Raw genomic sequence first — 15291 nt, 5'->3', positions numbered from 1 at the left:
ACGGCTTGAATACAGCGAGTCACATGTGGTCGTCGGCGAACTCGTCCTCAAGATCGTCGACTTCGTCCTGTGCGAGGTCGATGAGGAGGAAGTCGGAGGGTGTGTGACCACCGGCATCGGGGTCGGTGGTGTGGGCGGCCAGGCCGGCCAGCATCTCCAGCCAGACCTGGCCGAGTCGCTCGACCTCGGCCTCCTCCCACAACTGGCCGGGCCAGCTCAGCGAGACCGTCAGTTCTGTTCCTTCGGGGGTGTCCCGGACCACCGCGCCCGCCTCCAGCGCGTGCAGTACGGGCAGATCCGGGTCCGCCGAGCCTCCGACGCCCGACTCCCCCACCATCTGCCAGGGGGCGGTCTGCCCTGTCCGCGCGCCGGCGGCGAACCGTCCCAGGTAGTTGAACCCGATCTCCGGTGCGGGCAGCGCGGCCAGCACCGGCTCCGTCTCGGGGTTGAGGTGGCGCAGCATGCCGTATCCCAGCCCGTCGCCAGGTACCGCCTGCACCTGCTCCTTCACGGTCTTCAGCAGTTCACCGGCAGCCCTGCCGCCGCCGCGTGCCTGGTGCAGGTCGACATGGTTCACCGCCATCCGGACCGGGTGCGAGCTGGCGAACCAGCCCACGGTGCGGTTCAGGTCGACGCCCGCTACCGGCTCACGTCCGTGGCCCTCGATGGCCACCAGGACCCCGGCGCCCGTTCCCGGCCGCCACTGTGCGACCGCGCCGGCGAGGGTGGCGAGCAGTACCTCGTGGACACCGCAGTGGAAGACGGCGGGTGTGCGTCCCGCCAGGGTGACCGCACGGTCCGGCGACACCGACCACGAACGGGACCGCAGAGTGCTGACGGTGTCCAGCGCGGGGTCGAGCGCACGCCCCGTCAGGGAGGGCTTCGCCGCGCCCGGCCCCTCAGCGCTGCGGGACGACGCGGCTGCGCCGGGTCCGCCGACGAGGGCGACCCAGTCGTCCAGCTCGGCGACCCGTTCCTTGCTGCGGGCCTGAGTGGCGAGCAGACCGGACCAGCGCCGGAAGGACGTTCCCACGGGGTCGAGTACGGGTTCGCGCCCGGCCGCGACCGCCTCGCACGCCGCCTGGAGGTCGGGCAGCAGGATCCGCCAGGACACACCGTCCACCGCCAGGTGGTGCACCACGACCGCCACCCGTCCGGTCCTGTCGGGTCCCGCGTCCAGCCACACCACCTGTGCCAGGACACCGGCCGCGGGGTCCAGGCGCTCCACCGCTTCGTGTGCCGCGTCGCCCGCGGCCCTGTCCAGTGCCTCGGCCGCCAGGCCGCTCGCGTCGATCCGTGTGACCAGACCGGCGGCGTCCACCGAGCCTCGCTCGCCGACGACAAGTGCCGAGGTGTCTCCCTCGCGCACCACCCGTGCGCGCAGCATGTCGTGTGTGTCCACCACAGCGCCCACTCCGGCGGTGAGGGTGCTCAGGTCGAGGCCGGGAGGGGCGCCCACCACCATCCACTGGGTGAACCGCGAGCCCGTGACCCGCTCGCCCTGCTCCCGCATCACGGGTGTCCAGCCGACCTCGCCCACACCGACGTCGCTGACGGACTCCTCCTTCGCGCCCACGGCTTCCACCACGAGCGCGAGCCGCTCGGCGGTCTTCTCCTCGAATATCTGCCGAGGTGTGACCACCCAGCCCTCGCGCCGGGCCCGCGACGCGAGCTGCATCGACATGATCGAGTCGCCGCCCAGCTCGAAGAAGCTGTCCTCGGCGCTCACCCGCTCCAGTCCCAGCACGTCGGCGAACAGCGCGCACAGTGCCTCTTCGAGCGGGCCCTGGGGCGCCCGTCCGGTGACGCGTTCGGCGAAGTCCGGTGCGGGCAGCGCGGCCCGGTCGAGCTTGCCGTTGACCGTCAGCGGCAGCCGCTCCAGGACGACGACCGCGGACGGGACCATGTAGTCGGGCAGCGTCTTGGCCATGTGCTCGCGGAGCAGGTCCTGGTCGACTTCGTGGACGTCGGGGATGACGTAGGCGACAAGCCGCCTGTCGCCGGGGCGGTCCTCGCGGACCACCACAGCGGCCTGACTCACCGTCACATGGGCGGCGAGCACGGACTCGATCTCTCCCAGCTCGACGCGGAAGCCGCGGATCTTCACCTGCTCGTCCGCACGGCCCGCGAACTCCAGCAGGCCCTGCTCGGTCCAGCGGGCCAGGTCACCCGAGCGGTACATGCGACCGCCCGGCACGAAGGGGTTGGCCACGAACCGCTCGGCGGTCAGGTCCGGGCGGCCCACGTATCCGCGTGCGAGTCCCGCGCCCGAGACATACAGCTCACCCGTCACACCGGGGGGCACCGGCCGTAAGAATCCGTCCAGAACGAAGACCTGTGCGTTGCCGATGGGAGCGCCGATCGCGGGCGGGGCGTCGTCCGGGGTGATGCCCTCGTCCAGCAACGTCGCCGTGGTGATGACGGTCGCCTCGGTCGGGCCATACGTGTTCCACACCCGGGACTGGGCCCGCCACTTCGCCGCCAGATCGGCGCTGAGACGTTCCGCGCCCAGCACCCAGTTCTCCACACCCGGCACCGACCCCGGCTCCAGCACCCCGAGGAGCGAGGGAACCACGCTGGCCACCTGGACCCCGGCATCGCGGATCATCGCCGAGAGAGCCTCGGACTCGGTCCGCTCCGCGCTGGACGCAATGGCGAGGGTGCCGCCCCCACCCAGGGTGACGGCCACATCGAGCACCGCAGCGTCGAAGGAGAACGAGGCGAACTGAAGCGCCGTCACACCCTCCTCCACACCGAGGACGGAACGCATCACCTCCGCCAGATTCGCCACACCACCATGCGCGACCGCCACACCCTTCGGCCGCCCCGTCGAACCCGACGTATAGATCACATAGGCAAGCTGCTCAGGCGCGACAGACACCGACAACGGCTCAGACGACCCCGACGCGATCGCCGCCGCCACCTCCCCGTCATCCAGCACCACCACATCCGCCACCCCGGCCGGGACCCGGTCCTCGGTACCGGAAACGGCCAGAACCACCGATGCCCCGCTGTCGGACACCATGTAACCCAGCCGGTCCGCCGGATGCTCGGGGTCGAGCGGCACATACGCGCCCCCGGCCTTCCACACACCCAACAGTCCGACGATCATGTCGACGCCACGCGGCAGGCACAGCCCCACCCGCGACTCACGCCCCACACCCAGACCCGTCAAATACCGGCCCAGACGGTTGGCGCGTGCCTCCAACTCCCCGTACGACACCGCCTCGTCACCGCACCGCACCGCCACCGCGTCCGGAGCCGAAGCGGCCCACCCGGCGAAGCGCTCGACGGTCGTTCCCGAGGGGACCGGGCGGCCGGTGTCGTTCCACTCCTCCACCAGCCGTGCGCGTTCGGCCTCGTCCAGTACCTCGATGTCACCCACCCGTGCCGACGGGTCGGCGACCACCTGTTCCAGCACCCGCGTCAGGCGGCGCCCCATGCGGATCGCCGCCTGCTCGTCGAACAGGTCGGGCCGGTAGGTCACCAGGATCTGTAGGTTCCGGTCCGGGATGACGCCCATGGTCAGCGGAAAGTTGGTCGCCTCGTGGGTCTCCATGCCCCCGAAGAAGAGCCTTTCGGCGGCTTCGGGCGAGTCGGGCGCGGCCGGGGGCCGGGGGTAGTTCTCGTACACCATGAGCGTGTCGAAGGTCGCTCCGGGGCCCGCGAGCCGCTGGATCTCCGGCAGCCCTATGTGCTGGTGGCTGATCAGTGCGGACTGGCGTTCCTGAAGCTCCGTCAGCATCCGCAGCACCGGCTGACCCGCTTCGAGACCGACTCGCACCGGCAGTGTGTTGATGAGCAGGCCGACCATCGACTCGACGCCCGGCAGCTCGGGCGGACGCCCCGCGACGGTGGCGCCGAACACGACGTCCTTGCGCCCGGTCAGCCCCGCCAGTACGAGCGCCCAGGCGCCCTGCACCACGGAGTTCATCGTCAGCCCCTGGCCGCGGGCCAGCTCCGAGAGCTTCCCCGTGGTCTCCTCGGAGAGCGCCACCAGGGTCTCCTTCGGCAGCACCGCGTCCCTTCCAGGGTCGTCGGGTGCGAGGAGTGTGGGTTCTTCGACGCCCGCCAGCTCGGCCTGCCAGGCGGCCCGGCCCGCCGCCTTGTCCTGCCGGTTCAGCCACGCCAGGTAGTCCCGGTAGGAGGCGACCGGGGGCAGTACCCGTACGTCACCGCCCGCCGCGTAGACCGTGGACAGCTCGTCGAGGAGGACGGGCATCGACCAGCCGTCCATGAGGATGTGATGCGTCGTCACTACGAGCCGGTGGTTGCGCTCACCGAGCCGGACGAGGACGAGCCGGAGCAGCGGCGCCGCCCCCAGGTCCAGCCGCCCCTCCCGTTCGCGGGCCGCCAGCTCGGTGACCCGGGCCGACTGGCTGTCCTCGTCCAGGCCGGAGAGGGCGACCTCCCGCCACGGCAGGGCGACCTCCCGCGTGATGAGCTGCACCGACTCGCCCGACTTGCGCTGGTGGAAGCTGGCCCGGAGTGCCGCGTGACGTTCGAGCAGCGCTTCCCACGAGGCGCGGAAACGGTCGGCGTCGAGCGGTCCCTCGACGGTCAGCACGCACTGCATCGCGTAGATGTCGGGGCCCTGGTCGTCGTAGGCCGCGTGGAACAGCATCCCCTCCTGCAAAGGCGACAGCGGCCACACTTCCGCCAACGCTGAGCCCTTGACGGGGGCTGGTTTCTTCACAGGGACCGTCCTCCTTCGAGTTCTGCTGCTATCGCTTCGAGTTCGTCGACCTCGTCCTGGGCGAGGTCGAGGAGGGGGAAGTCGGACGGGGTGTGTCCGCCTGCCGCCGGAGCGGTGGTGTGGTCGGCGAGGCCGGTCAGCATCTCCAGCCAGAGCCGGCCGAGCCGCTCCACCTCGTCCGCCGTCAGCAGTTCGCCGGGCCAGCTCAGCGTGAGCGACAGTTCGGGCCCTTCCGGGGTGTCCCGTACCACCGCGCCCGCGTCGAGCACGTGCATCGCCGGCATGTCCGGGTCGACCGAGCCGCCGATCGCCGATTCCCCGGCGGGCTGCCATGGACCGACCGGTCCCGTGTCCGTGCCGGCGGCGAACCGGCCCAGGTAGTTGAATCCGATCTGCGGCGCCGGCAGGGCCGCCAGCCTCGGTCCCGTCTCCGGGTTGAGGTAGCGGAGCAGTTCGTATCCGAGCCCGTCGCCGGGCACCGACTGCGCCTGCTCCTTGACCGTCTTCAGCAGCTCGCCCGCCGCCTCGCCGCCCGACAGCGCGTCGGCGAGGTCGGTGGTTCCTGCCGCGAGCCTGACGGGGTGTGAACTGGTGAACCACCCCACCGTGCGGGAAAGGTCCACCCCCTCCACCGGCTCACGGCCGTGCCCCTCGATGTTTACCAGCACCCCGGCATCAGCCCCCGGTCGCCAGTGTGCGACGGCCCCGGCCAGTGTGGCCAGCAATACTTCGTGGACACCGCAGTGGAAGACGGACGGTGTCCTGCCGGTCAGGGTGGCGGCGTGTGCGACGGGGACCGTCCAGCTTCGGACGTCCAGGGTCCGGGCCGTGTCGCGCTGGGGGTCCAGTGCGCGCCGCCCCAGCAGCGGCTCGGACACACCCTCGCCCCCACCACCGCCTCCGGCCAGCGCGGCCCACGCCTCCAGCTCCGCCACCCGCTCCGCACCGCGCGCCTGCCGCGCCAACTCCAACGACCAGCCACGGAACGACGTACCCACCGGATCCAACACCGGCACCCGACCCGCAGCCACCTCACCACACGCCAACTCCAGATCCGGCAACAGCACACGCCACGACACACCATCCACAGCCAAGTGATGCACCAGCAACACCACCCGACCCACACGCCCAGGGCCCGCATCCACCCACACCGCACGCACCATCACACCCGCCACCGGATCCAGCCGCTCCACCACCGCACGAGCCGCCTCCCCCGCCACCCGGTCCAACTCACCCTCAGCCACACCGGCCGCATCGACCCGGCTCACCAACGCACCCACATCGACCGAACCCCGCTCACCCACCACCAACACCGGATCCGCACCCCCACCCGCACCGAGCACGGCACGCGCACGCAGCATGTCGTGCGCATCCACCAACGCACCCAACCCCGCCCGCAACGTCTCCAGCCCGAGCGCGGCCGGGGCGCCCGCCACCATCCACTGGGCGAACCGCGGACCGGCTGCGGCCTCTCCGAACGCCCGCATCACCGGAGTCCAGGCGATCTCGCCCACTCCCGTGTCGTCCACGCCGGTGCGTTCGGCGGCGTCGGCCGCCTCGGCCACGAGTGCCAGCCGCTCCGCCGTCTTCTCCTCGAAGACCTGACGCGGGGTCACCACCAGTCCGGCGCGACGGGAACGGGAGGCGAGCTGCATCGAGGTGATCGAGTCGCCGCCCAGTGCGAAGAAGTCGTCGTCGACACCGACCCGTTCCAGTCCCAGCACCTCGGCGAACAGGCCGCACAGCGCCTCCTCGGCCGCCGTACGGGGCTCACGCCCCGAGACCAGCCCACCGAAGTCCGGCGCGGGCAGCGCCGCCCTGTCCACCTTCCCGTTCACCGTCATCGGCAGCCGGTCCAGGGGCATGACCACCGTGGGCACCATGTACTCGGGCAGGACGCCCGCCAGGTGCGTGCGCAGGGCCTCGGGCAGTGCGTCACGGGCGGCCTCGGGGGTGTCCGCGACGACGTAGCCGACGATCCGCTTGTCGCCGGGGCCGTCGCCACGTACGACGACCACGGCCTGTGTCACCTCCGGGTGCGCGGCCAGCGCCGCCTCGATCTCTTCCAGCTCGATGCGGTACCCGCGCACCTTGACCTGTGTGTCCGCGCGGCCGACGAACACCAGCTGTCCTTCGGCGGTCCAGCGCACCACGTCCCCTGTCCGGTACATCCGCGCACCGGGCACGAAGGGGCAGGCCACGAACCGCTCCGCCGTCAGGCCCGTACGGCCCGCGTAGCCGCGGGCCAGACCGGGCCCTGCGACGTACAGCTCACCGTCGGCACCGACCGGGACCGGCTGGAGGAACGCGTCCAGCACGAAGGTCCGCGCGTTGGCCAGGGGGCGGCCGATCGGCACGACGTCGCCGCCGCCCGGTGTCAGGGGCAGGCTCATGGCCGCGCACACGGTCACCTCGGTCGGCCCGTACGCGTTGACCATCCGACGGCCGCCCGACCACCGGTCGACCAGGCCCGGCGGGCACGCCTCACCCGCGACGACCACCGTCTCCAGCGCGTCCGGCAGTGTGTCCTCGACGGCCAGCACGCTGGGGGGCACGGTCACATGTGTCGCTCCTGTGGCGCGCACCGCTTCGCTGAGCGACACCCGGGGCGGCAGCGCGTCCGTGCCGACCACCGCGAGCGAGGCGCCCGAGAGGAAGGTCATGCACAGCTCGGAGACGGCGGCGTCGAAGCTCAGCGAGGCGAACTGGAGCACCCGCGCGTCCGGGTGGACGCCGAAGCGCTCGATCTGGGCGTGTGCCAGGTTCGCCAGTCCCGTGTGGGAGACGACGACGCCCTTCGGACGACCGGTGGATCCCGAGGTGTAGATCACGTATGCCGCGTTGCCGGTGCGCAGCCGTCCGAGCCGCTCGCTGTCCGTGACCGGGCCGGGTTCCCGGCCGTCCAGCGCCTCGACGACCGCCGGGTCGTCCAGCGCCATGGACCGGTGTGCGAACTCCTCGGGCACCACGTCGCGGGTGGCCGAGGTGCACATCACCACGGCGGGGTCCGCGTCCTGGAGCACGAAGGCGATCCGGTCCGCCGGATAGTTCGGGTCGACGGGGACAAAGACACCGCCCGCCATGGAAATCGCCAGCAGGGTGACGACCATCGCCGCCGACCGCTCCACCACCGCCGCCACCCGGCACTCGGGACCCACACCCGAGGCGATGAGGTGCCGGGCCAGCCGACCGGCGCGCGCCTCCAACTCGCCGTAGGTGAGGGTCTGTCCGGCCGATGTCACGGCGACCGCGTGCCGCCACCGCTCCACACTCCGGCCGAACAGCTCGGGCAGCGTCCCGGCCGTGACCGGGTGCGCCGTGTCGTGCCACTCCTCGGTGAGCATCGCGCGCCGGCGCTCGTCCAGCACGCTCACCTGGGCGACGGGCGCCGACGGGTCGGCCGCGATCTGTTCCAGCACCCGCAGCAGCGATTCGAGGATCTCCTCAGCCTCGGCCCGTACGAACACGTCGGGCCGGTAGTCGAGCTGGGCTTCCAGCCGTTCCCCCGGGCCCACGATCAGACCCAGCGGGTAGTGGCTCGCGTCCTGTGTCTCTCCTGCGGGACGGATGGTGAGGCTGTCGGGCCCCGCGGGCTCGTCGGCGGGGCGCGGGTAGTTCTCGTAGACCATCAGCGTGTCGAACTCGGCGCCGGGGCCCGCCAGTTGGTTGATCTCCGCGAGTCCGGCGTGCTGGTGGCCCATCAGGCCGATCTGACGCTGCTGAAGTGCGGTGAGCATCTCGGCGACCGACTGCCGGGCCTTCAGATCCACCCGCACGGGGAGCGTGTTGATGAACAGGCCGACGGCCGACTCCGCTCCCGGAAGGTCCGTGGGACGGCCCGCGACGGTGCTGCCGAACACCACGTCCGTGCGTCCGGCGAGTCGCGCGAGCACCAGCGCCCAGGCGCCCTGCACCACCGTCGCCACCGTCAGCCCATGGTCGCGGGCCAGGTCGGCCAGGGTGGCCGTCAGCTCGACGGTGCACTCCCTGCGCACCAGCTCGGGGCGCACCGGCACCCTGACCGTCTCCGCGGGGACCACACGGGTCGGCTCGTCGGCTCCGGCCAGCTCAGCGCGCCAGGCGGCACGTGTCGCTTCCTTGTCCTGCCGGTCCAGCCACGCCAGGTAGTCCCGGTAGGAGGGGGCCACGGGCAGTTCGCGGGCTTCGCCGCCCGCCGCGTACACCGCCGACAGCTCGTTGAGCAGCACGGGCAGGGACCAGCCGTCCACGATGATGTGGTGCGTGGTCATCACCAGACGGTGCCGCCGCTCGCCGAGCCGGACGAGGAGGAGCCGCAGCAGCGGGCCCCTGGTCAGGTCGAACCGTGCCGACAGCTCGCTCGCGGACAGCCGTGCCATCTCGGCCGCCGCCTCCTGCTCCGTGAGCCCCGAAAGGTCGGCGGTGCGCCACGGCAGCTCCACATCGCGGGCGATCACCTGGAGTGCCTCGCCGGAGACGCCGCGGTGGAAGCTCGCCCGCAGGATCGGGTGCCGTTGCAGCATCGCGTCCCAGGACGCGCGCAGCCTTGCGACGTCCAGTGGCCCGTCGAGGGCGAGTGCACGCTGGCCCCCGTACACGTCCGCCTCGCCGTCGTCGTAGGCGGAGTGGAACAGCATCCCCTCCTGCAACGGCGACAGCGGCCAGATGTCCACGAGTCCGGGGACGGTGGTCTCCAGGTTCTCGACGTCCTCCTGCGTGAGGGTGAGGAGGGGGAAGTCGGACGGGGTGTGTCCGCCCGCTTCCGTGTCGCCCGTGGTGTGGTCGGCGAGGCCGGTCAGCATCTCCAGCCATGCCCTGCCCAGGCGCTCCGCCTCGTCGTCGTCCAGCAGTTCGCCGGGCCAGCTCAGTGTGATCGTCAGCTCGGGGCCCTCCGGGGTGTCCCGTACCGAGGCGCCCGCGTCCAGCGCGTGTGTCGCCGGGGCGTCCGGGTCGGCGGAGCCGCCGACGGCGGACTCGCCGGCCATCTGCCACGCTCCGGGCGGGCCCGACCTGGTGCCGGTGGCGAACCGGCCCAGGTAGTTGAATCCGATCTGCGGCGCCGGCAGGGCCGCCAGCCGCGGGCCCGTCTCCGGGTTGAGGTAGCGCAGCAGACCGTGGCCGAGCCCGTCGCCGGGCACCGCCCGCACCTGCTCCTTGACCGCCTTCAGCAGCTCGCCCGCCGCCTCACCGCCCGACAGCGCGTCGGCGAGGTCGGTGGTTCCGGCGTCGAGCCGGAGGGGGTGCACGTTGGTGAACCAGCCGACCGTGCGGGAGAGGTCCAGGCCGTTCAGGGGTTCGCGGCCGTGACCCTCGACGTCCAGGAGGACACCGGTTTCTCCGGCTCCGGCTCCAGCTGCGGTGTCCTGGCGCCACTGGGTGACGGCCCCGGTGAGGGTGGCCAGGAGGACGTCGTGGACACCGCAGTGGAAGACCGCGGGCGTCCTGCCGGTCAGGGTGGCCGCCTGCGCCACCGGGACGGTCCAGGAGCGGTGGCGCAGTGTGCGCACCGTGTCGCGCTGGGGGTCCAGTGCGCGCCGTCCCAGCAGCGGCTCGGACACACCCTCGCCCCCACCACCGCCTCCGGCCAGCGCGGCCCACGCCTCCAGCTCCGCCACCCGCTCCGCACCGCGCGCCTGCCGCGCCAACTCCAACGACCAGCCACGGAACGACGTACCCACCGGATCCAACACCGGCACCCGACCCGCAGCCACCTCACCACACGCCAACTCCAGATCCGGCAACAGCACACGCCACGACACACCATCCACAGCCAAGTGATGCACCAGCAACACCACCCGACCCACACGCCCAGGGCCCGCATCCACCCACACCGCACGCACCATCACACTCGCCACCGGATCCAGCCGCTCCACCACCGCACGAGCCGCCTCCCCCGCCACCCGGTCCAACTCACCCTCAGCCACACCGGCCGCATCGACCCGGCTCACCAACGAACCCACATCGACCGAACCCCGCTCACCCACCACCAACACCGGATCCGCACCCCCACCCGCACCGAGCACGGCACGCGCACGCAGCATGTCGTGCGCATCCACCAACGCACCCAACCCCGCCCGCAACGTCTCCAGCCCCAGGCCCTCGGGGGCACCCAGCACCGTCCACTGGGCGAATCCGGGGCGGGTCGCCCCGTCGCCCAGCCATCGCATCACCGGTGTCATCGCCAGCTCGCCCGCGTTCTCGGCGGTGGTGCCCGTGCCCTCGGTCTCCGTCGTTTCGACGGGTTCCACGACGAGTGCCAGCCGCTCCGTGGTCTTCTCCTCGAAGACCTGACGCGGGGTCACCACCCAGCCCGCGCGGCGGGCGCGGGAGGCGAGCTGCATCGACATGATCGAGTCGCCGCCCAGCTCGAAGAAGCTGTCCTCGACGCCGACCCGTTCCAGTCCCAGCACCTCGGCGAACAGGCCGCACAGCGCCTCCTCGGCCGCCGTACGGGGCTCACGCCCCGAGACCAGCCCACCGAAGTCCGGCGCGGGCAACGCCGCCCTGTCCACCTTCCCGTTCACCGTCATCGGCAGCGCGTCGAGGACCAGCACCACTGCGGGAACCATGTGTTCGGGGAGTATCCCGGCGACGTGGTCGCGCACCTGCTGGCCGTCCACCTCCCGCCCGTCGGGTACGACGTAGCCGACCACCCGCTTCTCGCCCGGCCTGTCCTCGCGGACCACCACGGCGGCCTGTCCGACGTCCGGGTGGTCGGCGACGACCGCCTCGATCTCACCGGGTTCCACGCGGAAGCCGCGCAGCTTCACCTGGGCGTCCACCCGGCCGACGAACACCAGCTCGCCGTTGTCGTTCCAGCGCACCAGGTCCCCGGTCCGGTACATCCGCGCACCGGACACGAAGGGGCAGGGCACGAACCGCTCGGCGGTCAGTCCCGGCCGGTCCGCGTAGCCGCGGGCCAGACCGGCTCCGGCGATGTACAGCTCGCCGGAGATGCCCTGGGGCGCGGGGCGCAGGAACTCGTCGAGGACGTAGAGCCGCATGTTGTCCAGCGGCCTGCCGATCGGCACGACGGCCGGGACCGGCGCGTCCACCTCGATCCGGTGGGAGGTGGCGAAGGTGGTGGTCTCGGTCGGCCCGTAGCCGTCCACGACGACCAGCCGGGGGCATGCCTCCCGCACCCTGCGCACCGCGTCGGCCTGCACCGCGTCACCGCCGGTCCACACCTCGCGCAGCCCGCTCAGGCACTCCGGGTCGTCCTGCGCGAAGAGGTGGAACAGCGCGGCCGTCAGCCACATCGCGGTGATGCCGTGCCGGGTGACCAGTTCCCGCACGAGTGGTGCGGTGACCACGCCGGGCGGGGCGATGACGATCCGGCCGCCGCTCAGCAGGGGCGCCCACAGTTCGTAGGTGGAGGCGTCGAAGGTCTGCGGCGAGTGGAGCAGGACGCACTCGTGTCCGCGCGCGAACCGGCTGTCCTGGGCCAGCGCGGTCACATCGCCCTGGGTGACCTCCACACCCTTCGGCACACCGGTCGAACCGGACGTGTACATCACGTACGCCACGTCGTCGGGCGACACCGCGACCCCCGGGGTGCCGTCGGGCCCAGCGAACAGTTCGTCGGCGGACACCACGTCAACGGGCTGTGCTTCGACCGTGTCGCCGTCAGCGACGATCAGCGCGGACCGCTCCAGCACCAGCCGTGTCCGGGCGGCGGGCCAGTCCGGGTCCACGGGCACATAGCCCGCGCCCGCCTTGGCCACACCGAGCAGCACCGCCACCATGCCCGCCGACCGTTCCATGACCACGCCGACGAGCTGCCCGCGCCGCACACCGCGTGCGATGAGCCCGCAGGCCACCCGGTCGGCGGTGCGGTTCAGCTCCGCGTACGACCATTCCCGGTCGCCGTCGGTCATCGCCACTGCGTCGGGTGTGCGGTCCGCCTGTGCCTGGAACAGCTCGGGCAGCGCGCCCTCGGTGACGGTGCGCGAGGTGTCGTTCCAGTCACCGGTGACGCGTGCGTGCTCGGCGTCGTCCAGGAGGCCGATGCGGCCGATGCGTGCCTGCGGGTCGGCTGCCATCCGCTCCAGCAGCCGCAGCAGGCGACCGACGAGCGCCTCGGCGGCGCGGTCTTCGAGGACGTCGGAGCGGTACGTCAGCTGGACGCGCAGTCCGCCCATGGGGTCGACCACCAGCCACAGCGGGTAGTTGACCGACTCCTGTGTCCTGGCCTCGGTTACCGTCACTCCGCCCGAGCCGAACTCCTGCATATCGCCACGCGAGGGGTCCGACGTGTGCGTTCCGGTGGGGAAGTTCTCGTAGGCGAGGAGGGTGTCGAAGGTGGCGCCGGGCCCTGCGAGCCGCTGGATCTCGGTGAGGCTCAGATGCTGGTGATCGAGCAGCGCCGACTGCTGGGCCTGGAGCCCGGCCAGCAGTGCGGTCACGGTCTGGGCCGGATCGAGCCGCACGCGCACGGGCACGGTGTTGATGAACAGGCCGAGCATGTTCTCCATGCCGGGCAGATCGGCGGGACGCCCGGCCACCGTGGCGCCGAAGACCACGTCACGACGCCCGACGAGCTGGCCTAGGACCACGGCCCACGCCACCTGCACGACCGTGTTCAGCGTCACCCCATGGCCACGGGCCAACTCATCTAGTGCCCCGGTCAGTTGGGCGTCCGCGTGACGGGACACCGCCTCCGACGCGGTTTCGGTGTCCGGGTCACCCGGTGCGACGAGGGTGGGTTCCTCCGCGCCTGTGAACTCCTGCTGCCAGGCGTCGCGCGCTGCTTGCTTGTCCTGACGGGTCAGCCAGGCCAGATAGTCACGGTACGGAGCCACGGCGGGAAGGCCCGACGCACTGCCACCGGCCGCGTAGCAGGCCCACAACTCCCGCATCAGCACAGGCAGCGACCAGCCGTCCAACAGGATGTGATGCAACGTCACCAGCATCCGATACCGCTCCGGAGCCACCCTGACCAACGCCACCCTCAGCAACGGCGGCCTCGCCAGATCAAACCGCCGGGCCCGGTCCTCGCCGCTGATCCGCTCCGCCTCCGCCCAGGCCGCCTCCTCCCCCAGCCCGGACACATCCTCCTCACGCCACGGGAGAACCGCGTGGCGGACAACCATCTGGACGGGCTGCTCCATCCCGGCGAGCTGACGGAACCCCGACCGCAGCACACCATGCCGCTCCAGCAGCGCCTCCCACGACGACCGCAACACCCCCGCATCAACACGCCCCTCAAGCGTGAGCACCATCTGCTCCACATACACATCCCTGCCCTCCTCATCGAAGAGAGCATGGAAGAGCAACCCCTCCTGGAGCGGGGAGACCGGCAACACCTCCACCAGTTCGGGGATGTCCGCCTCCAGCTCCTCCACCCGCTCCTGATCCAGGGTGACGAGAGGGAAGTCGGAGGGGGTGTGCCCGCCGCTTCCGGGACGCGTGACGTGAGTGGCCAGGCCGGACAGCATCGCCGCCCACGCATCAAGGAGGGCCTGCGCGGAGGTCTCCTCCAGCAGCCGCTCGGGCCAGGACAGCGTGAGGGTCAGCTCAGGACCGTCGACGCGGTCCTGGACCGCGCCCAGCACCTCCAGCGCATGCATCACCGGGAACGTCCCGGTCGCCTCATCGTCCCCGGGCCCGGCCTCACCGGTGGGCGTCCACTCCGGGAGCACACCGCTGTCCATGGAACCGGCGGACGATGCGGCGGGGACGCGGCCGAGGTAGTTGAACCCGATCTGCGAGACCGGCAGCTCCGCCATGGTGGGCGCGGTCTCGGGGTTGAGGTAGCGCAGCATGCCGTAGCCGAGCCCGTCACCGGGCACAGCGCGCACCTGCTCCTTCACCCGCTTCAACACCTGCCCGGCCGCCGGGCCGCCGGCACGCAGGTCGGCCGGGTCAAACCCACCCGCCGCCAACCGCACCGGCTGCGCACTGGTGAACCACCCCACCGTCCGGGACAGGTCCACACCCTCACTCAACGGGACACGGCCATGCCCCTCCACATCCACCAGAAACCCGTCAGCAGCCTGGACCTGGCCCTGGTTCCGGCTGTCGGCCCACTCCGCGACCGCAGCCGCCAGCCCCGCCAGCAGCACATCATCGACACCCGCATGGAACGCGGCAGGAACCGCCGTCAACAGGGCCGACGTCACCCCGGACGGCACCGACACCGACACCCGACGCACCGACGCCTCAACATCACGCACCGGATCCACCGGCCCATCCGTCAACAACGAACCCGCATCCCCAAGCAGCGCCCGCCACCCCGGCAGCTCCGCCACACGCCCCGCACCCACCGCCTGCGCCGACAACTCACGCGCCCAATGCCGGAACGACGTCGACACCGAACCCAGCACCGGTCGCCGTCCCGCCGCCAACTCCTCGTAAGCGGAGGTCAGATCAGGCAGCAGCGCCTGCCACGACACCGTGTCCACCGCCAAGTGGTCCACGACGAGGACGAGCCGCCCCTGCACCTCGGGCCCGGCATCCAGCCACACCACCTGAAGCATCACACCGGCCAACGGATCCAGCCGCGCCGTCGCGGCCCGCACCTGCTCGCCGACCGCCGCCGCAAGGTCCTGACCCGTGACGTCCACCCGTCGCACCAGCGGCTCGACCAGCACAGCTCCCTGCTCGGGAACCACCAG

The 15291-nt window shown here is 71.7% G+C and carries 2 protein-coding genes (1 of these 2 only partly in view); both read right to left on the bottom strand.

Features of this window, described 5'->3' with window-relative positions; translation table 11 throughout:
• Nucleotides 1–19 precede the first annotated feature (19 nt).
• Entirely contained in the window at nucleotides 20–4696 is a 4677-nt protein-coding gene (locus ACWGJ2_RS20710; protein WP_453347604.1) for an amino acid adenylation domain-containing protein, read from the bottom strand.
• Nucleotides 4693–15291, bottom strand: the 3' end of a protein-coding gene (locus tag ACWGJ2_RS20705) for a non-ribosomal peptide synthase/polyketide synthase (protein ID WP_453347679.1). The gene runs 12219 nt beyond the window's last position; 10599 of the gene's 22818 nt are visible here — the last part of the coding sequence; its start codon lies beyond the right edge, outside the window; it ends in the stop codon at nucleotides 4693–4695. The genes ACWGJ2_RS20710 and ACWGJ2_RS20705 overlap by 4 nt, the downstream gene beginning before the upstream one ends.

It is taken from the genome of Streptomyces sp. NPDC054796, assembly GCF_053611545.1.
The sequence above is the reverse complement of the archived record's forward strand: the minus strand, read 5'-3'. Positions and strand labels throughout refer to the sequence as shown.